The sequence below is a fragment of the Sorangium sp. So ce887 genome, from assembly GCF_051521455.1.
Classification (GTDB): domain Bacteria; phylum Myxococcota_A; class Polyangia; order Polyangiales; family Polyangiaceae; genus Sorangium.
Genome location: NZ_CP150354.1, coordinates 8,564,120 through 8,584,185, shown reverse-complemented (window position 1 = coordinate 8,584,185; position 20,066 = coordinate 8,564,120). Strand labels below are relative to the sequence as shown.

Here is a 20,066-nt window from a genome sequence, read left to right as displayed (position 1 = left end):
CGTGTGTTCACCTCGCGCCGCGCGGTGAATGGAGCCGACGAGCGGGAGTCTAGCTCAGGTGCAGCCCGCATGGCCGGGCGCGCCCCGCGCGGCCACGCGCGAGGGCCCTGTCAGCTCCGGATGCCTGGCGCCTCGTGTCCGCTCTGGGCGACATACTCCAGGTATCCGCCGCCGTAGACGCGCGGTCCCTCGGGCACGAGCTCGAGGACGCGGTTCGACAGCGAGGCGAGGAAGCGGCGATCGTGCGAGACGAACAGCATGGTGCCCTCGAACGAGGCGAGCGCCCCGACGAGCATCTCCTTGGTCGCCATATCGAGGTGGTTGGTCGGCTCGTCGAGGACGAGGAAATTCGGCGGATCGTAGAGCATGATCGCGAGCACGAGGCGGGCCTTCTCGCCGCCGGACAGGATGCGACAGGGCTTGTCGATGTCGTCGCCGGAGAAGCCGAATGCGCCGGCGAGCGTGCGGAGCGAGCCGATGGAGGCCTGGGGGAAGCTCGCGACGATGGACTCCCAGACGGAGCGGGTCGGGTCGAGGAGCTCCATCGCGTGCTGCGCGAAGTACCCCATCTTGACGCTCGCGCCGACGCTCACCTCGCCGGCGTCCGGCGCGGAGGTCCCCGCGACGAGCTTGAGGAGGGTGGATTTGCCGGCGCCGTTCACGCCCATGACGCACCAGCGCTCGCGGCGGCGGATCAGGAGATCGAGCCCGTCGTAGATGGGGCGGCCTCCGAACGATTTCCTGACCCCGTCGAGGCGCGCCACGTCGTCGCCCGAGCGCGGCGCGGGCTTGAACTCGAAGCGGATGGTTTTCCGGCGCTTCGGCGGCTCGACCTTGTCGATCTTCTCGAGCTTCTTCACGCGCGACTGGACCTGCGCCGCCTTGGCGGCCTGCGCCTTGAAGCGCTCGATGAAGCGCATCTCCTTCGCGAGCATCGCCTGCTGGCGCTCGTACTGGGCCTCGGCCTGCTGCTCGTTGATGGCGCGCTGCTGCTCGTAAAACTCGTAATTGCCCGAGTAGCTGGTGAGCTCGCCGCCGTCGATCTCGATGATCTTCGTGACGATGCGGTTCATGAACTCGCGGTCGTGCGAGGTCATGACGAGCGCGCCTGGATACTGCTTCAGGTACCCTTCGAGCCAGATGATCGACTCGATGTCGAGGTGGTTGGTCGGCTCGTCGAGCAGGAGCGCGTCAGGCCGCATGAGGAGGATGCGCGCGAGCGCGACGCGCATCTTCCAGCCGCCCGAGAGGGCGCCGACGTCGCCGTCCATCGTGGCCTGGCTGAAGCCGAGGCCGGCGAGGATCTCGCGCGCCTTGGCGTCGAGCGCGTAGCCGCCGAGCTCCTCGTAGCGGGCCTGCGCCTGCCCGAAGCGCTCGATCAGGCTTTCCATCTCGTCCATGCGCTCGGGGTCGGCGAGCGCGGCCTCGAGGTCGCGGAGCTCCGCGGCGACGGTGGAGACCGGGCCGGCGCCGTCCATGGTCTCGGCGACGGCGCTCCTGCCCTTCATCTCGCCGACATCCTGGCTGAAGTAGCCGATGGTGACGCCGCGGTCGATCGCGACCTGGCCGCCGTCGGGCGCCTCCTCCTTGGTGATCATCCGGAAGATCGTCGTCTTGCCGGAGCCGTTCGGCCCGACCAGGCCGATCTTCTCGCCGCGGTTCACCGCCGCCGAGGCCTCGAGGAAGAGGATCTGCTTACCGTGCTGCTTGCTGATAGAATCGAGGCGGATCACGAGGGTCGCTGCCGCGGGAGGCGGCTCCTTTCCGCGCACGTATACCAGACGGCCCGTCGCGCGATGTGGCAATTCTTGCGCCCTGCGCGGCGGCCTGGGCCCGCCGCCGAGCCGTGGTGACTCTGCGCTTTGCTCGCTTCCGGACCGAGGTCTTTGCTTATGCGAGCTCGGGTTTCTCTCTTGCTATGGGGAATCTTTCCAGTGACGGCCCTCGGCTGTGGCGACGGCTGCGTTTCTCCTGCATTTCCATCGGGCTTGCCCTCTCCCGGGGGCGAGGGCAGAAGGCCGGCATGAGCAAGGTTCAGATCCTCTCCTATGCCGGCTGCAGCACCTGCAAGAAGGCGCTGAAGTGGCTCGGCGAGCGCGGCGTGGACGTCGCCGTCCGGCCCATCGTCGACGAGCCGCCGACGGCCGAGGAGCTCGCCCGGTGGGTCCCGGCCAGCGGGCTCCCGGTGCGCCGGTGGCTCAACACGAGCGGGCAGAGCTACCGCGCCCTTGGCAAGGCGCGGGTGGACGCCGCGAGCGACGCGGAGGTCGCGCGGTGGCTCAGCGAGGATGGGAAGCTCGTCAAGCGGCCCGTGCTGGTGAAGGGCAACCGGGTGCTGGTGGGCTTTCGCGAGGACGACTACGCCGCGCTGTTCGCCTGAGCCGGCGCCGCTCCCCTGCGGGCCCCGGATGCGCGGCAGCGCGCCGCCGGCGCGAGGGGACGAGGGCGATCGCGGGCTCCTCACATCGCTCGCCTGAGGTAACTGGTGTGAGGAGCGCTCCCTCGAGCTGTGTCGTCGCGCCGGGGGATCTGCGGCGACTGGCTCCTCGGGGGCAGGGCGGCGGCAGGCGGTCGCGAGGCGCCCCGGCCATGTCCCCATTTCATTTGGGCGGACACCGTCCTACCCTCGTTCATAGAAGATGTCGGGAAGACTGCCATGAGAAGGAAGACAGGGCTGTTTTTCGTTGGGTGCGCCGGCGCATGTGCCATCGCGATGCTCGGGCTCGGATGCGCGCAGATCTTCGGCTTCGACAAGAGCTACGACACCGTGGGCGGGGCCGCCGGGGGCGGCGGCGCAGGAGGCGGTGACGGCGGGGGCGCAACCGCAAGCAGCGGCTCAGGGGGCGCAACCGCGAGCAGCGGCTCAGGGGGCGCGACCGCAAGCAGCGGCGCCGGGGGAGGGGGCGCTGGGGGCGGCGGTCCGGATCCGGAGTGTGAGGTCCTCGAGGTGATGCCGGGGGAGAGCCTGGAGCTGTCGATCATCGACGACATGGAAGACGAGGACCTCTGGATCCTCGACGGCGACGGCCCAGCCCCTCGGGAAGGGACCTGGTTCATGGACCACGACGAGTCCGTGGGAGGAATCCACGAGCCTGCGAACGAGCCTGACCTGATGACCCCCCTCGACCCTCCGCGCGGCGATAGCCTTGTGGCCCTGCACACAAGCGCCAATAACGGCTTCCGTGTCTGGGGAGCCGGCGTTGCCGTCTTCGTGAACGACGATGACTACTACGACGCCTCCGCTTACCGCGGCATCACCTTCTGGGCCCGCGCCGCGGAGGGCTCCTCCAGGAGGCTGAAGGTGATGTTCGTCGAGCGGCAGACCCGTCATACGGGGGGCATCTGCGACAACGCGAACGACCAATGCAACGACCATTTCCACAAGCGCGTCGTGCTGGCGGACGACTGGAAGCATTTCAAGGTTCCAGCGAAGTGCCTCGAACAGGAAGGGTTCGGTCAGCAGTTCAACGCGCCCGCCATGGATCAGCTCTGGGGCTTCTATTTCAGCTTCGATCCGAGGCAGGCGTTCGATATCTGGGTCGACGACGTCGCCTTCTACCGGTAGGCGCAGATCTCGACAGGCTGACCCGTGCTGGTGATGGGGACCGGATGCTGGTGGGCCCTCGCGAGGACGACCGCGCCCGCGCTGTCCGGCTGAGCTTGCTGCCCCGCGCTGACGCCGGGGAGGCTCCGCGCGAGGGGGGCAGAGGGCCGGGGGTGCCTCAGGGCGCCGAGGTGAAACGGCCTTCCCGGACCTGGGCCAGCTCGAACGAGCTCTCCGGGTCCAGGGTCTTGTCCGTCGTGCCGCCGCGCGTGCGGCTGATCACGAGGTCCACATCGCAGGTCTCGGGCTCCTGTGAGCTCGTCGGGTCCAGCTCGCCCGCCTCGATGGTGTACGTCCCCGTGTCGCCCCCCACATCGAACGTCTTGGAGAAGATGCAGTCGCCGTCCACCCGGATCACCATGTCGTCCCCCGAGCCGCTCGGCGACCACGCGATCGTGAGGTCCTCGCCGCGCGGGACCGGCTCCTTGGGCAGCGCCTCGAGCTCGAACGGGTCGGGGAGCGTCCCGGCGTTGTCCGGCGCGTCGTCGTCGTCCTCGCGGTCGAGCCGCACCGTGAACTCGGTGCCTCCTTCCCCGACGTCGAAGTGAGCCACATAGACCCCGGCGCTCTCGGAGCGCATCTCGACCTCCTCGTCGTCCGCCGTCGCCGAGATCCGGTCTCCCGCGCTCAGGATGACGTAGGTGTTGCTCTCGTCGCCGCCTGCCTTGAGGGTGGCCTTCAGGCTCGTCGACGACGCGCTCTCGGCGGTCGCCTCCAGGGTCGCCGAGATCCCTCCGGTGCGGATCTGCTTCGAGTCGAGCGTCTCCGTGCAGCCCGCGAGCAACCCGCAGGCGGCGAGCCCGAACATGGCCATCGTGGTCTTCGTGATCATGAGTTGTCCTTTCCTCATCGCCAACTACCACCCGGGCGCGCCGGCCTGTAGTTTTTTATTGATACTATATCCGATCGCGTCCCACGACGAGACGCACGGTTTCGACGAGTCGGGGAGATCCCGTCATGGATTCACCGTGCACCGCCTCTGGCAACGTGAGCGCAAGGGCACGTGAGCCCACCCTGTGCGCGCGGCGCGAGGCGCCAGCGTGCGGAGCGCGAGGGGCGCCGTGGGCGCGCAGCGCTACCGGGCGTACGCGCCGGCGGCGACGGGCGCGGGCTGGCTCACCACCGGCTGTGCACCGCGACGCCGCCGCCGTTCGGTCCGGCGAGCAGCGACCAGCTCACCGCGCCGGCCCTCGGGCGGGGTGCGGCGCTGGCCTGCGAGCGGGCCGCCGCGGCCGCCCGCGGGCCGGGCGGGGACGGCTCCGTCAGGAAGAGCAGCACCGCCGCGCCCGCCAGCACCGCCCCGGCGCTGAAGCCGATCGTGCTCACCTTCCCGAGGTCCTTCGCGCGGTCGCCGGCGGCCTTCCCTTCGGGGCTGCATGTCGCCGCGCCGGGGCCGTCGTCCTCGCACGCCTCGGCCGCGCGGCTGCTCTCGTTGAGCGCCATCCATCCGGTCACCGACCCGAGGACCAGCCCGCTCACTGCGAGCCCGCCCGCCACGTAGGTCACGACACGGCGGCCGCTGGGCCCGGACGTCTCCGTGGACGGAGCGGGCCCCTCGATGGGCTTCACGGGCGGCCCGACGACCTGGCTGGGCGGCCGATCCATCGGCCTCGCGCGCGGCGGCTCCTCGACGGGGAGCTTCACCTCGAGCTCGATCGTCCTCGACGCGGACTTGTCGATCGTGAACCGCACCTCGTGCACGGGCCCCCCTGGCGCCCTCGTCGTCACGACGTGCTCTCCCGGGTTGACGGGGAGCGCGATGCCGAGGGAAGGCCGCTCCAGGGTGATGCCGTCGCGCTGCACGACCGTGCCCGCGGGCGCGCCGCTCGGCAGCGATAGCGTGAGTTGCGGCACGAGCGGCGCGAGCGCGTTGCGCTGCTCGAGCGCGACCTTGTAGCGCTCGTGCTGCTGGAGCTTCTCGGCTTCCGACATGCGGGAATACAGCGCCAGAAAATCGTTGTAGCGCGCGACGGCGGTGGCGATGCGCCCCCACCGGGCCTCGCACTCGGCGAGCGTGAACAGCCGCCCTGCGCGAGGATCGAGCCGATAGCTCTCGGCGAGGGCAGGGCAGCCCGCCGGATACCGGCCCGCCAGCATGTCCGCGAGACCGCGGTTGAAGAGCGACTCGGCCACGGCGACGGCGTCGGGTTGCGCGCTGGCCGGAGCGATGAGGGCGATGCTCAGCAATCCGCTCAACACGGGCGCAGGCCAGACGAATCGCATTGGTGGGGCAGGAGATATCATCCCCGGTATCGCGCCAGGCAAGAAAAGCACCGCTCCGCTGCCGCTGCATCCGGCCGCCGCAGAGGCCGCGACGTCAGTCCGCCGAGTAGAGCGACTCCCGGGGCCTGGCCGAGGAGGAAGCGGACGGCTCCGCGGCCGGCGTGGGCCCGTGCCCCGCGTCGGGCGAAGGCGCCGCGCCGGGCGAGGGCGAGGGCGCCGCGCCGGGCGAAGGCGCCGCGCCGGGCGAATGCGCTGCGGCGGGCGAATGCGCCGCGGCGGGCGGCGGCATCGAGGCCCTCGCGCTCGCGGACGCTGCTGCGGGGGCGGGCGTCCGGTCGCCGTCCTCGCGCGACGCGGAGGCTTTCGTCGCGGGCGTCACGAGGCCGGGCGCTCCAGGCGTCCCGGAGGCCTCGGGGAGAGCGGGAGCCGACCCGGCCCAGGTCGGCGCGGGGGTCGGCGAGGCGGCTGCAGCCACGGCCGCCGGCACGTCCTCCGCAGTGCCGGGGGCAGGGGGCACACCCCCGCGCAGCGAGGCCAACGCGATGGCGCCTCCGCCGGCCAGGGCGAGGGCCGCGGCAGCGATCGCGGACCGGCTCCGCGGCCTCGCGGCGACGACGATCCTGGTCTCCACGCCCGTGCTGGAGGACTGGGCGGCCACAGGCACCGACGACGCGGGCCCCTGACCCCCACGCGGGTCCGGCGTGTCCACCCTGGACAGGAGCGACGAGCTCATCGGCACGGGCACGATGTCGAAGATCTCGGCGAGCGCCGCCACGGCGGCCGATGCGGTCGAAAAGCGCGCCGTCGGGTCGCGCGCCGTCGCCTTCGAGAACCACGCGTCGAAGGCCGGGGGCAGCATCACCCCGTCGGCCTCCGCGCGCGCACACGGGGGCTCCTGCGGGCCGTACATTGCGATCACCGCGAACGCGAGCGTGTTGCTGAACTCCCGCATGTCGTTCAGCCAGTAGGCCTTGCCGACGAGGAGCGTGTACGCGATCATGCCGAGGGCAAAGAGGTCGGCGGCCTTCGAGATCGACGCGCCGCTGAACTGCTCGGGCGCCATGTAGAGCGGCGTCCCGAGGGCCGCGGTCGTCGCCGAGTCGAGCGACGTCTCGGCGACGAGCTTGGCAATGCCGAAGTCGAGCACCTTGATGCGGAGCTCGTCGTCGTCGTCGCTCGCCGCCAGGAAGAGGTTCGCCGGCTTGAGATCGCGGTGGACGACCCCGGCGGCGTGCGTCTTGTCGAGGGCGACCGCCGTCTGGCGCAGGTAGGCGATGACCTCCGCCGGCGACAGGCGCCCGGCGCGGCGGAGGCGCTTGTTGAGCTCCTCGCCGCGGAGCAGCTCCATGACGAGGAACGGCATGCCGGTCTCCTCGTCGATCCCCGCGTCGAACACCTCGACGATGTGCTCGGTCGCGATGCGGGCGGCGATGCGCGCCTCGAGCTTGAACCGGGCGTGAAATTCGGGGTTATCGGCGAGGTGGGGGTGCATCACCTTGAGCGCCCGCCGCCGCTCCGTCTCGACGTGCACGACCTCGTAGACCGCGCCCATCGCGCCGGTCGCGATGCTGCGCACGATGCGGTACCTGCCTGCGAACAGCCTCCCCTCGTTGAAGTTCAGCGACATGGGTCCACCGCGTCGAACGAGCTTACACCTGAGGCCGGACGGCTGCACTCAGGAACTGAACGTCGTAGGTCCCCCTACAGCGATGGCCAGGTGTGAAGGCTGCGCGTTCGACCTGCGCTGTCTGCGCTGTCTGCGCCATTGACGCAATTTGCGCCTTTCGCGATGCGTTGTCGAGGCTCGTTGTCGGCGCCGGCCGTGACCGCGTGACATTCCTCGATAGACAGGCTCAGGGCGACGGCAGATCCGGCTCAGAGCACGAGCACCGCGAGCAGCCGGGGCCCGTGGAACAGGTCGAAGCCGCCGATATCGAGCTTGCGGCCGACCGTGTAGGTCGTCTCGTCTCCGCGTCTCGTCGCGTGGATGCTGGACACGATGCCCTGGCCGATCGCCTCGACGTTGTAGGACAGCTCGGTCAGCAGGCGGAGCCGGCTGAGGTTCGAGGTCAGCCGGAGCCGGAGCCCCAGGGACAGGTTGCCGGAGAGCGCGATCATCGTCGCCTCGTCGGCCTCGCGCGCGCCGCCCGGGACCGCGGGATCCGCCGGGAAGGCGTAGCGCACCGGTCCGGCGCCGCCGTAGAGGCCGAGGTCGCCGAACGGCGCGAGCCGCGGCCACTCGCCGTTGCCCATCCGCAGGCTGAAGCCGCCCTGGTAGAAGCGCGACGTCACGCTCTGGGCAGGGCTCTGCCGCTCGAAGACGTAGACGTCGCCCGTGCCCGGATCCCGCTCGCGGAGCGCATAGAAGATGCGCGGGAGCTTGTAATCCATGTACCGGAAGCCGACGAGCAGCTCCTCGAGATAGAGATCGTCCGCGGCCTCCGGGAAGAGCTTCGTCACGTCGAAGCCGACGTCCACCTGGCGGACCAGGAGCTGGAATGGCGCGCTCGCCACGGCGCCGGCGTCTCGCCCGGTCACCGGATCGACGGCGAGCTCGGTCACGCTCCCGGCGGTGAACCGCGCGATCTTGAGGCTCGTGCTGATGCCGACGAGGTCGGCGCCGATGTCGAAGACGTCGCTCGCGAAGCCGTTCAGGCCGATCAGCCTCCCGAGCGAGTTATCGTACGCGATGTCGCCCCCCGACGAGAACAGCCGGTCGGTCTTGAACCCGGCGTTGAGGCGCGCGGCGTTGCGCACGTGCTCGAAGTCGTACGTGAGCAGCGCCCGGCCGCCGACCATGAACACGGGATCGACGTCGTAGGCGAGCCGCCGCGTCCTGCCCCGGTAATCGTTGATGCCGCCGGAGGAGCTCGGGCTCGCGAGCTGGTGGAAGAAGAGGAGCTCGACGTCGCTCTTCAGCTGCAGGTGGACAGCGTCGAGGCTGATCGCCCTGCCCTGATCGAGCAGGCTCTCCTGCATCTCGAAGCCCGCGGTGTCCTCGAGCGGCGTCCGCGCCGGCACGGAGAGCGCCTCGGCGCAGGCGGAGAGCGCCTCGCGCTGCTCCTCGAGGACCCTGGAGAGCGCCTCCGCGCGCGCCACGGTGGCCCCGTAGCCGGGCTCGCCCCGCGCGACGCGCCGGGCCTGCTTCACCACGTAGGGCGCCACGGTGAGCGCCTCGGTGTGCATCCGCAGGAGGAACGACGTGACGCGGAGGGCGTCGCGCGCGAGGGTCGCGGCGGGCTCCTGCCCCGCGCTCGCCGCGCGGAGCGTGGCGGCGGCGCCCGCGATGTCCCGCTGCGCTCCGGCGAGCGCCCGCCGCCGCGCGGCGGCCCTCCCCTTCGCGGCGGCGATCTCGGGCGTGTCGGGGGCACCGAGGGGCCTTCCGGCCGAGAGCCGCTCGACGTTCCGCTCCTCGGCGGCGAGCGCCCGCGCGTGCTCGGCGAGCGCTTGCCACGCGGCCGGCAGGCGGCTCGCGGCGCTCTCTCCGGACGCGGACGCGGGCGCCGCGAGCGCGGCGAGCGCGTCGAAGAGCCGCGCGAACGCGGGCGGCGCCGGCCGGGGCGCCGCCGCGCGGGCGAGCGCCTCGTCGAGCTTCACGCGGTAGAGCTTGGCGAGCGGGACCTCGTGCTCCCCGTCGTACGGCGCTGCTTCCTCGAAGCGCTTGCGGAGCCGCTCGCCCTCGTCGTCGTCGAGGCGGAGCGCCGCGACCCACGTGTCTCCCGGGGAGTAGGGCGTGTTCGCGAGGGCCTCGTCGGCCAGCCAGGCCGCGCGCTCCAGATCGGCCGCGCGGTCGTCGATGATCGCGCGGCGGGCGTCCTCGTTGGCGAAGGCGCGCGCCGCGCGGACGTTGTACGTGGCGGGGCCGCAGGCCGACGCTGCGGCAGCGGCAAGGAGGAGGCCTACGAGCGCCGGGCCCGGTCGCACCGGCGCGAGCCTACCACGGCGCGCGAGCGCGGCTCCACGCCGGCGGCGCGGCGTCCAGCGAGCGCATGCGGCGGCCGGTCACGAGCGCACTGGACGCCGCGCCGCCGGCCTGCTCAGAATGCGCGGCCGTGGCTGCCAGCCGACCCAACGAGATTGACGGCGCGCGGGCCGAGGCCTTGCTGAGCCCTCCGATGCGCGCAAGACAAGCGGTCGCTGACGGAGCATGAGCAACGTGTGAAGGAGAAGAACCGGGATGAATGATGCCACATCCAGCTGCGACATCGGCATGATCGGCCTGGCCGTCATGGGCGAGAACGTCGCGCTCAACATGGCCGACCACGGGTTCAAGGTGGCCGTGTACAACCGCACGGTGCAGGTCGCGAAGGACTTCGTCGCGAGGAACCCGAGCACCCCCGGCGGCCTGGTCTACTGCGAGACGCTGAAGGACTTCGTCCGCGCCCTGAAGAAGCCGCGCAAGGCGGTGATCCTGGTCAAGGCCGGTCCGCCGGTGGACATGGTGGTCAAGCAGCTCCTCGAGGCGGGCGTCGAGCCGGACGATATCGTCGTCGACCTGGGCAACTCGCTGTGGACCGACACCATCCGTCGCGAGCAGGAGTACGCGAAGCAGTGCAAGTTCTTCGGCTCGGGCGTCTCCGGCGGCGAGGTGGGGGCGCGCTTCGGCCCCTCGCTGATGCCCGGCGGCGACCCCGAGTCCTGGAAGCACCTGGAGCCGATCTGGCGCGCGATCGCCGCCAGGGTGGATCCTGCGACCGGCAAGCCGCTCGAGGGCGCGTCCCCTGGCAAGCCGGTGGAGGGCGGCGTGCCTTGCACGGCGTACATCGGGCCGAACGGCGCGGGCCATTACGTGAAGATGGTCCACAACGGCATCGAGTACATCGACATGCAGCTCATCTGCGAGGCGTACACGCTCCTCGACGGGCTGCTCGGGATGTCGAAGGACGAGATGTCTCGGGTGTTCGCCGAGTGGAACAGCGGCGATCTCGACTCGTACCTCATCCAGATCACCGCCGATATCCTCCAGCAGAAGGATCCTGTCCAGAAGGACAAGCCGTTCGTCGATTTCGTCCTCGACACGGCGGGGCAGAAGGGCACGGGCAAGTGGACGAGCAGCAATGCGCTCGATATGGGCATTCCCGCGAACGCCATCGCCGAGGCGGTGTTTGCCCGTTGCCTGTCGGCGCTGAAGGACGAGCGTGTCGAGGCCTCGAAGCAGCTCGCGGGACCGACCCCGACCCCGGTCAAGGACCGGCAGGGGACGATCACGGCGATCCGCGACGCGCTGTATTGCTCGAAGATCTGCGCCTACGCCCAGGGGTTCCAGCTCATGGCGGCGGCCCAGGCGGAGTACAATTGGAAGCTTGATTTCGGCACGATCGCGAGCATCTGGCGCGGCGGCTGCATCATCCGCGCCCGGTTCCTCCAGAAGATCACGGAGGCGTACACGCGCAATCCTCGCCTGACGAACCTCCTGCTCGACCCGTACTTCAACGATCAGATCAAGCTGGGTCAGTCCAACTGGCGCAAGGTGGTCTCGATCGCCGCGCAGAACGGCGTCTGGGCGCCTGCGTTCATGTCGGCCCTGTCGTACTACGACGGTTACCGCGCGGCCCATCTGCCCGCGAACCTCCTGCAGGCGCAGCGCGACTACTTCGGCGCCCACACCTACGAGCGCACGGACCAGCCGCGCGGCAAGGCCTTCCACCTCGACTGGCCGCATCCCTCCCGTCCTCAGCTCGAGATCAAGGGGACCGGCGGCGGGCACTGACCTTCGCCGGCTCCGCACTCCCCTCCTGATAGCGCAGGGCTGAGCAGGTCCAGCCGAGCCGGCCGGACCTCCCTCCTCGAGCCGGGCCTCCAGGAGGGCCTCAGGGCCCTCTGCGAGGAGCACCCCTCAGGTGAGGCTGATCCGCGGCCGCAGGTTCCGCTCGCGCAGGAACGGCTCGAGGTCGTCCGTGACGTCGAGCTGCACCCCCGCCAGGCTCATCGCGGCCGCGATCGTCTGGATCCCCATGCGCCCAAGCTTGTTCATCTCGGGCGGCGGACGGACCACGATGTGCTCGATCCTGTCGCGCACGCTGAGCCCCCACTGCGTCAAGACCACGCGCGCCTCGGTCTCGTATCGCACCATGAGCGCCATGTCGTAGATGAAGTACGCCCGCTCCCCCGGGCGCATGACGCCCACGAGCTTCTGGTACGCGTCGACCGAGATGAACCGCGCCAGGTCGCCTGTCGCCGCCGTCTCGCGCAGGAGCTGCACGACCATGCCCGACGGCTGCGTGATCCACACGCCGACGCTCCCGCTGTCGTCGAGCAGGTGCGGCTGCCTTCGGAACGCGAGTCTGCGGTTCGACGGGAGCATGTCTCTAACGACGATAGCCATTCCGGCTGCCAGGGCCCGCCCGCGACGACCGGAGGCGCCCCGCCGGTCCATCCGGTCCGGCAACGCCGAAGCATGCTGCTGTTCCACACATCACCGGCCGAGCTCCTCCCGCGGGGTCAACGCTGCGCCATGGTGGTCCCAAACGGCGGATACGGCCAGAAATGTGCGATCCTGCCGCCACAGGATGCCCGAGGCACGGTCGCGCCGCCAGGCCGGACGCCGCGGTCGCTCTGGACAGACAAGCGGAAATCCTGGAAATCTGTACGCTTCGCGCTGCCGGCAGCCTGTTCAGGCTTCGCGCTGCCGGTTCCGGCGCGCTCCGCGCCGCGCGCGGCCGATCAGGCGAACAGCGCGGCGCAGGCCGACCCGATCAGGTTGACGTGGTCGAGCCGGGCGATCCGCGGCTCGACGCGCGAGCCGACGAGGGAGCGCAGCGTCTCCTGCACCCGCGGCGCGTAGCGGGGGTCGCCCCAGAACAGGCTGCCCTCCGCGAGGATGCCGATCCCCGGGGGGCTCTCGAGCACGTCGGCGACCGCCGCGAGCGCCGAGGCCACGAGGTCGGCCGAGCGCTGGAGCAGGTCGCCGGCGACCCGCCCCGCGTCCCCCGTGCCCTCGTCGCGGAGCCGCACGAGATCGGCGGAGCTCGTCAGGGGGGCATGGTCCGGGCACAGCCGCGCGAAGAGCCGCGGCAGGTAGGCCCCGGACACCGCCTTCTCGAAGCGCTGGGCCCCCGGGTTCTCCGAGCTCGCGTCGACCTCCGCGTCGAAGGGCTGGAGGTGCGGAGGGTTGAAGTTGCCGTTCTCGAGGTTGACCGCCATCGGCGCCACGAAATGCCCCGTCTTGAGCTTCGGGATGCGGCCGGCGGGGAGGAACGTGGCCATGTTGGTCCCCGTCCCCACGATGAGCCCGATGAACGCCGCAGCCTGCGACCCGCCGTGCGCGAAGGCGCCCCCGAGCAGGCTCGCCACCGTGTCGTTCAGCACCCGGACCGGGCCAGGCCGGAGCCTCCGCGCGCCGAGCGCCCGGCCGAGCCGCTCGCCCACGGAGGTGCCCTCGACCCCCGCGACCTGGACGCCCTTGGTCCAGCGGAGCAGCCGCGCATCGAGCGACGGCAGCGTCTCCGAGGGATACGAGAAGCAATACCCCACCGGCAGCCCGTGCACGGCGCCGAGGCGCTCGACAAGCTCCGCCTGCACATCGAAGAAGGCGTCGCCCGCGACCTCCGGCCCGCCCGGGAACTTCGCCGGCTCGGGCCCCGCGACGATGCGCGACACGCCGCCCGGCAGGAGCTCCACGACCGCGGCGCGCAGGTTCGTGCCGCCGGCGTCGACCACCACGGCGCGGCCCGTCATCCCGTCCGGCGGCGGCGCGAGGTAAGCAGGGAGCGCGGCGATCTCGGTGCCGGGCGTGGAGAGGCCGAAGACGATGCGGGCCGCGAGGGTGCGGCGGATGTCCTGGAGCTCGGTGAGCGAGAGCTTCATCGGGGAAATGCTTACCCTCTGGCTCCTGAGAAGGAAATAACTTTGCACGTCAGGCCGCGAGCATGCTTGGCGTCGGCCCCGCTCGGACGGTAGATGTTCACCGCCTCGCCGCGGCGATTGCGCTCTGCGTCACCTGGCGGACGTGGCCGAAGGGCGGTTGTCGTCCACACCGAAGACGACGGGATAGACCACCGTGGCGACGCCCTTGCGGTCCGCGGGGGAGGGGAATCGGAGGCCGCGGAAGACGTCGAGCACGCAGCCGACGACCTTGGGGTCGCGGAGCGGCGGAGCGGTCGACGACGGCGCCGATGCGCCGGGCGAGGGGAGCGCGATGAGGAGGGGCGCGTCCGCGGGGGGGTGATCGGCGTCCCCCGCGTACGTCACCTTCCCCTGGCCATCGACGGCGAGGTGGACGGGAATGCGCCCTTGGAGCTTCGGGTTCTGGCGAAGGCCCTTTTCGTAGCAAGCGCGCATCGCGCCGAAGTTCTCCTGGACGACGCGCCGCACGACCTGGGGTGGAATGTGGGCTTTGCCCTTGATCGGATCATAGGGATTGCTCTTGCAACGGCCGACGATGCTCCGGACGACCTTCGCGTCCTGATCGAGCTCCCGCTCCAGCCCGGCGCGGCTGACGCCGGCCTTCTTGCGGTCGCGCGCGACGAGGGACGCCCGGAATTTGCGGACCGCGGCGCCGGTCCGGGCGAAGCTCTCCCGGAGCTCCGTGGCCGCCTGGGCGAGCTTCGGATCCGAGGCCTGCACCGCGGCCGTGCGGGCCCAGAGGCCGAGCCGGTCCGCGATCCGCTGGAGCACGTCGGGCGGCGTGCTCAGATCGGATTGCCGGAGCACCTCGACCATCCGTGAGGCCTTCTGCACCTCCGGCCCGAGCGCCTTGCAGTCGGCCTCGAGCGAGCGGGCGGCGCGTCCCTTGTCGGCCGAGCGGACGGGGGTGCGCTCCTTGTCGGCCGAGCGGATGGGGGTGCGTTCCTTGCCGGCCGAGCGGACGGGGGCGCGCTCCTTGTCGGCCGAGGGGACGGGCGTTCGCCCCTTGTCGGACAGGGGAATTGGGGCGCGCTCCTTCGGGGCGTCAGGCGCGCTGTCGCGGGCGCGCTCGCTTCCAGGCAAGCGCAGGGCGGCGCGCTCCTTCTCCTCGGACGCGCGCAGGGGGGCCTCCTCGGGCGAGGGCAGGGCGGCGCGCGTCTCTCCGAGCGAGCCGTGCAGGGCGGCGCTCCGGACGTGCGCGGGATCCGCGTCGGCTGCCGGCTCTCTCCGCGACGCCGCCCCGCAGCCCAGCAGGGCATGAACTCCGACGAGGACGAGCAGCGCGCTTCGCATCGGTTCCTCCGAGGTGCGTCCGACGTACGGTCCGCCGTTTTGATACAGTACACCGGTCCGAACAACCGCTGCACGCGAAAGCTGCACGCGAAACGGCGGCGCCCTTCCGGAAAGTGCGGCAGGCGGGGCAGCGCGTCCCCCTCACACCCCCTCACCTCGCGAGGCCCGCCCCGGAGCGCGCGGCTCAGTACGGCGAGGAGCGCGTGCGGTCCACCTTGTCCGGCTCGGCGGACGGGGCCTTCGACGAGGCGGCGATGAGCTCGCGGATGCTGCGCTCCAGCTGCTCTATCCTGATCGGCTTGCTCAGGAACATCGCGTTCTCCACCTGGCGGAGGCTCTCTTGGATGGCCGGGTCGCGCGTGCCGGTGAGCAGGATGATCGGGAGGTCGGTGCGGACCTTCCGGACCATGGAGACCAGCGTCAATCCATTGATGTCGGGTAAGTAATAGTCCGTGACCAGGACGTCGGCCTGCATGATGAGCGCCCGGTTCTCGAGGGCATCCCTGCCGTGGAGAAAGCAGTGCACGTGATGGCCGTCGAGCGTGAGGATGTCCTGCCACCCTTCACACAGCTCCTCGCTGTCCTCGACGATGATGATGTTCAGGAGCATGCTCCCACCACCGCATGGGCCCGCGTGCCAACATGCACGCAGGGCATTCACGACGGATTAGCAGCTCGTGCGACGGACGTCGAGGTTTCCAGTCCCAGGGGCGCGCCCTGCTCGAAGCGCGGGCCGTCTCCGGCGCTTCGAGCAGACGTAAGGCGCAGGCGTAAGCCTCGACCTTACATGAAGTCGTGTATTCTACGCAAAACGACCGCCGATTCAAGGGGGCCGGCCCCGGGAACGAAGCCCGGGGCGCCGCTCGGCGGCCCGCCCGCGCCTGCGGCGACCCCAGGTACGCACCAGGTGCGCGGGCGGCCTCAAGCTTGCTTCCGGGGCAGCTCCAGCTCGAAGCAGGTATTCTTGTGCTCCGAGACGAGCCTCAGATCGCCTCCGTGGTGCTGCGCGATGTTCCGCGAGAGGCTGAGGCCGAGTCCGGTGCCGTGCTCTTCCTTCTTCGTCGTGAAGAACGGGGTCATGATCTTCTCCGCGAGCGCGGGATCGATCCCCTTGCCGCTGTCGATCAAGCGCACGTAGACCTTGTCATCCGAGGAGCGCGCCTCGATCCGGATCCATCGCTCCCGGAGCGCCGAGATGGCGTCGACCGCGTTGTTGATCAGGTTGATGAGGATCTGCACGATCTGGACGGGGTAGCAGTCGATGACGAGCTCCTCCCGCGGTAGATCGAAGCTCAGCTGGACGCTCGCCGGCTGGAGCCGGAAGCCGCTGACGCGGACGGCTTCCCGGATCAGCTCCTGGACGTTGTGAGGGCGGAGCTTCTCGGACTCCATCCGGGTGATGGACTTGAGGCCGGAGATCACGTTGGTGATGTTCTCGACCATGCCGTCGATCTCGGTCGCGAGGCGGGCGAGGCGCTCCTTCTCCAGCTGCCCCCGCTCCGCGAGCCTCTTCAGGAGATCGGTCTTCGTGGTGATCACGTTGAGCGGCGTGTTGATCTCGTGGGAGATCCCGGCCGCGACCTCGCCGAGCGACGCGAGCTTGCTGAACTTCGAGAGCTCCTCCTGCTGGGAGAGGATGATCCGCTGCGCCTGGACCCGCTGCGTGACGTCGAAGATCAGGAGGATGAGGTAGCTCGGCTCCTCGGCGCCGAAGCTGACGGTGGCGGTCCGGAGCTCGATCCAGAGCTCGCCGCCCGTCCGCTCTGCCAGGTTGATGGTGAACGACGCGAGCGGCTTCTGGCGGGCCGCCTCCGAGACATCGGCGATGCGCGGCGACCCCGCGCCGCGAAGGACGACGCCGAGCAGCTCGTCGAGCGCGAGGCCGTGGAGCTCGGCCTCGCCCCTGCCGACCTTGTCGGCGAACTCGTTCGAGGCGAAGGTCACCCGGTAGAGCCCCTCGTCCGACTCGAGGATCGCGAGGCCCGCGTTGGACGCGGAGACGACCTTCTTGAAGACCTCGAGGTGCTGCTCGTGGAGCACCCGCTCCGTGATGTCGAGCGCGATCGTGCAGACGGACTGGGCGTTGCGCCTGTCGTCGAGCAGGGGGAACTTCGACGACAGCCAGTAACGGAGCCTGCCGCCCACATGCAGGCTCTCCTCCAGCCACGTGGGCGACCGGCTCTTCAGCACCTCGAAATCGCGCTCCCGCAGCGCGCTGCCGGCCCTCTGGCCGAACAGCTCCTCGTCGGTCCTCCCCAGCACGTCCTTCTCGGCGCGCCCGAGGACGTCGCAGAAGCGCTGGTTGACGTAGACGTAGGCGCCGATCGAGTCCTTCATGGTCACGAGCGCCGGCGTGTTGTCGAGGATGGCGGAGAGCCGCTCCCTGCTGACCCTGCTCTGGGTCAGCGCGTGCACGAGCTCGGTGTTGTCGACGAAGCTCACGACGGCCCCGTCCACCTCGCCCTTCGGCCCCGGGATGAGCTGGAGGCGCGCCTCGAAGTGCCGGTCGAGGACCTCCAGCTGGAGCCTCATCGGCCGCCGCTCGCGCGCGCTCTCGATGATCATCTCGAGGACGGGATCGACGTTGAGGTGCGCGAGGGCGGCGCGGACGTGCTGGCCGCGATCCACCTCCGAGATGCGGAACAGGTGGCGGGAGGCGGGGTTGTAGTCGGTCAGGCGGAGGTTCTTGTCGATGACGAGGAGGGGATAGGCGATCACGCTCTGGATCGCGACGAGCCGCTGGTTGAGCGTCATGAGCTCGGACGACTTGACGTTGATCTCCTGGTTCAGCGTCGTCAGCTCCTCGTTCGCCGACTGGAGCTCCTCGTTCGTGGTCTCCAGCTCCTCGTTGGTGGACTGGAGCTCCTCGTTGAGGGCCTGGAGCTCCTCGCTCGCGGTGTCGTGCTCCTCGACGAGGGTCTGGAGGTGCTCCCGCGTCGCCGCGAGCTCCTGCTCGAGCCGCCGGATCTGCTCCCCCGGCGCGAGGCGGGAGGCGCTCGCGGGCGCCTTGACGGGGCGGGGCGGGGCGTGCGGCGCGTGGCTGAAGCGGATGATGAACTCGGTCCGGCCGTCGGACGGGAGCGGCACGACGGTGAGCTGGAGCCTCCTCTCCTCGCGGTCGACGACGAACGCGTGCCGCTGGTCCCCCTTCGCGGCGTGGCCCGACCGCCCGGCCCGGTGGAGCAGCGCGGTGAGCTCGATCGCCACGTCGGGCGGGAGCAGCTTCTGGATCGAGACGGTGGGCTCGCCCTTGGGGAAGTTCAGGTACCGGTTGGCGTTCCCGAACACGTGCCGCACCCGGTGGTCGTCGTCGACAAGGACCGAGTCCGGGGCGAAGCCGTTCACCATGGCGTTGAAGAGATCGATGGCCGTGGTGGACTGGCGATCCTTCGTGATGAGCGCGCTCTCGCGGTTGAACTCCTGCCTCGAGTACGACCGCGGGAGGTCGCCCTTCCTGGCGGACCGGACGAAGATCTTCGCGTTCTTGTCCGTGAGCTCGAACAGATCGCCCACGATCGTCGCCGCCTCGGATTTGCCGAGAAACAGCGCGCCCTGGTCGTCCATCGCGAAATGGAACGTCTTGAGCGTGTGCTCCTGCAGGTGGGGGTTGAAATAGATGAGGACGTTGCGGCACGAGACGAGATCCAGCTTGAGAAAGGGCGGATCCTGGGCGACGTCGTGGCGCGCGAAGACGATGGCGTCGCGGATATGGTCCTTGATCCTGAACGACGGGTCCTGCTCGTCGAAGTATCTGGACCGCAGCCGGGAGGGGATGTCGGCGACCGAGGCCTTCTGATAGAGCCCCTTGCGCGCGACGGACATCGCCTGCTCGTCGATGTCCGTCGCGAAGATCTGGACGTTGAGCTGCTTGTTCGCCTTCGCGAGCGCCTCGAACACGAGGATGGCGATCGAGTACGCCTCCTCGCCCGTGGCGCACCCGACGACCCAGGCGCGGAAGCTGTCGCCCGGCCGCTTCCGGTCGATCCGCTCCGCGATGGCGGCCGCGAGGGCCCTGAACGAGGGCTCGTCGCGGAAGAACGACGTCACCGAGATCAGGATGTCCTGGAAGAGGAGCCTGCCCTCCTCGGGGCGCACGCGGAGGTAGTCGGCGTAGGCCTCGATGGACTCGCAGCGCGTGGCGATGACGCGCCGCTCGATCCGCCGGCGGACGGTGGTCTGCTTGTACTGGGCGAAGTTGACCCGGCTCGCCTTCTCCAGGAAGGAGAGGATGCTGTGATAAGGATCCTGCTGGCTCAGGCTGAGCTGTCTGAGCGAGGCGTCCGGCTGGTCGGAGCGGCCGGCGAGCTCGTTGAATTTGCTGAGCTGATTGGCCATCTCCTCCAGGCCGAGCTCGAGGTCGACGGCGCCGGTCTGCTTCGCGGCGCGCGGCATCCCGTCGTACTTGGCCGACTCGGAGGTCTGGCAGAGGGTGACCCCGCCCGCGGCCTTGATGGCGCGGACGCCCTGCGCGCCGTCGGACCCCGTCCCCGGGAGGACGACGCCGATGGCGTTCTCGCCGTAGTGCTCGGCGATCGACTTGAAGAACAGGTCGACCGAGGGCTTCGGGCCGACCTTTGTCTCGGGCCGCCGCAGGAGGAGGACGCGGCCGTCGGCCACCACGTCGGCGTTGGGCGGGGTCACGTAGACCGTGTTCGCGCAGAGGACCTCGCCCTCGGAGACCTCTTTGACGCTCAGGGCGGTGGAGTGGCTGATGATCTCGACGAGCCGACTCCGATGCTGCGGCGCGAGGTGCTGCACGATGACGAGGCTCATCCGGTCGGCGGCCTTCAGGCCGCCTATCAGGATCCTGAGCGCCTCGAGGCCGCCCGCGGAGGAGCCGATCCCGACGACATAGGTGGGGCTCGCCTGGACGAGCGGCTCGCGGGGGGCCGGCGCTCGGGTGTCCTCGGCGCTCTCGGCGACCGGGCCAGGCGCACGAACATCCAGCTTGGGTGTGACCTGCGCAGTCGCTGGCTTCTTCTTCCTGCTGGATGGCCGCCTGGCGCGGCTGCTGTTCTTCGTGCTCATGGACAACAACAGACCGCGAGGGGATCGGGGTCGCGAGGATACCGGACGCGGGCGTAGGGGGCCATCCGGTACC

13 protein-coding genes are annotated in these 20,066 nt (G+C 70.2%); 3 read left to right on the top strand and 10 right to left on the bottom strand.

Going from position 1 to position 20,066, the window contains the following annotated elements; translation table 11 throughout:
- Positions 1-110 precede the first annotated feature (110 nt).
- Positions 111-1,733: an ABC-F family ATP-binding cassette domain-containing protein gene (locus WMF36_RS31920; RefSeq protein ID WP_437581982.1), complete on the bottom strand. Its 1,623-nt coding sequence runs from the start codon at positions 1,731-1,733 to the stop codon at positions 111-113.
- A 290-nt stretch (positions 1,734-2,023) separates the two neighbouring features.
- On the opposite strand from WMF36_RS31920, the gene WMF36_RS31915 reads away from it, so the two are divergent.
- Both WMF36_RS31915 and WMF36_RS31910 read left to right on the top strand, forming a co-directional pair.
- A complete protein-coding gene (locus WMF36_RS31915; RefSeq protein ID WP_437574542.1) occupies positions 2,024-2,380 on the top strand; it encodes an arsenate reductase family protein in 357 nt (118 codons plus the stop codon).
- Positions 2,381-2,656: 276 nt separating this feature from the next.
- A complete protein-coding gene (locus WMF36_RS31910) occupies positions 2,657-3,565 on the top strand; it encodes a hypothetical protein (protein ID WP_437574541.1) in 909 nt (302 codons plus the stop codon).
- Between the two features lie 157 nt (positions 3,566-3,722).
- Here the strand turns inward: WMF36_RS31910 and WMF36_RS31905 are convergent, their stop codons facing one another.
- The 4 genes from WMF36_RS31905 to WMF36_RS31890 all read right to left on the bottom strand — a co-directional run bounded on the left by WMF36_RS31905 (position 3,723) and on the right by WMF36_RS31890 (position 9,751).
- Positions 3,723-4,436 (bottom strand): hypothetical protein, encoded by a 714-nt coding sequence (locus tag WMF36_RS31905; protein ID WP_437574540.1) that lies wholly within the window; start codon positions 4,434-4,436, stop codon positions 3,723-3,725.
- 284 nt (positions 4,437-4,720) lie between these two features.
- Positions 4,721-5,827 (bottom strand): hypothetical protein, encoded by a 1,107-nt coding sequence (locus tag WMF36_RS31900; protein WP_437574539.1) that lies wholly within the window; start codon positions 5,825-5,827, stop codon positions 4,721-4,723.
- A gap of 94 nt (positions 5,828-5,921) precedes the next feature.
- Positions 5,922-7,454, bottom strand: coding sequence for a serine/threonine-protein kinase (locus WMF36_RS31895; protein ID WP_437574538.1), 1,533 nt, complete (start codon positions 7,452-7,454; stop codon positions 5,922-5,924).
- A 248-nt stretch (positions 7,455-7,702) separates the two neighbouring features.
- On the bottom strand, positions 7,703-9,751 hold the full coding sequence (locus tag WMF36_RS31890; RefSeq protein ID WP_437574537.1) for a hypothetical protein: 2,049 nt from the start codon (positions 9,749-9,751) through the stop codon (positions 7,703-7,705).
- Positions 9,752-10,004: 253 nt separating this feature from the next.
- Between WMF36_RS31890 and gndA the strand changes: the two genes are divergently transcribed.
- Complete coding sequence (gndA, locus tag WMF36_RS31885; RefSeq protein WP_437574536.1) at positions 10,005-11,537, top strand: NADP-dependent phosphogluconate dehydrogenase; 1,533 nt, start codon at positions 10,005-10,007, stop codon at positions 11,535-11,537.
- A 126-nt stretch (positions 11,538-11,663) separates the two neighbouring features.
- On the opposite strand, the gene WMF36_RS31880 is transcribed toward gndA, so the two are convergent.
- The 5 genes from WMF36_RS31880 to WMF36_RS31860 form a co-directional block, all read right to left on the bottom strand.
- Complete coding sequence (locus tag WMF36_RS31880) at positions 11,664-12,131, bottom strand: hypothetical protein (RefSeq protein WP_437574535.1); 468 nt, start codon at positions 12,129-12,131, stop codon at positions 11,664-11,666.
- A 359-nt stretch (positions 12,132-12,490) separates the two neighbouring features.
- Positions 12,491-13,633: a hexokinase family protein gene (locus WMF36_RS31875; RefSeq protein ID WP_437574534.1), complete on the bottom strand. Its 1,143-nt coding sequence runs from the start codon at positions 13,631-13,633 to the stop codon at positions 12,491-12,493.
- A 129-nt stretch (positions 13,634-13,762) separates the two neighbouring features.
- Positions 13,763-14,965, bottom strand: coding sequence for an AgmX/PglI C-terminal domain-containing protein (locus tag WMF36_RS31870; RefSeq protein WP_437574533.1), 1,203 nt, complete (start codon positions 14,963-14,965; stop codon positions 13,763-13,765).
- A 184-nt stretch (positions 14,966-15,149) separates the two neighbouring features.
- Positions 15,150-15,575 carry a response regulator gene (locus tag WMF36_RS31865; RefSeq protein ID WP_437574532.1) on the bottom strand — a complete coding sequence of 142 codons (426 nt, stop codon included), beginning with the start codon at positions 15,573-15,575 and terminating at the stop codon, positions 15,150-15,152.
- Positions 15,576-15,886: 311 nt separating this feature from the next.
- Complete coding sequence (locus WMF36_RS31860; protein ID WP_437574531.1) at positions 15,887-19,993, bottom strand: chemotaxis protein CheB; 4,107 nt, start codon at positions 19,991-19,993, stop codon at positions 15,887-15,889.
- Positions 19,994-20,066: the final 73 nt, after the last annotated feature.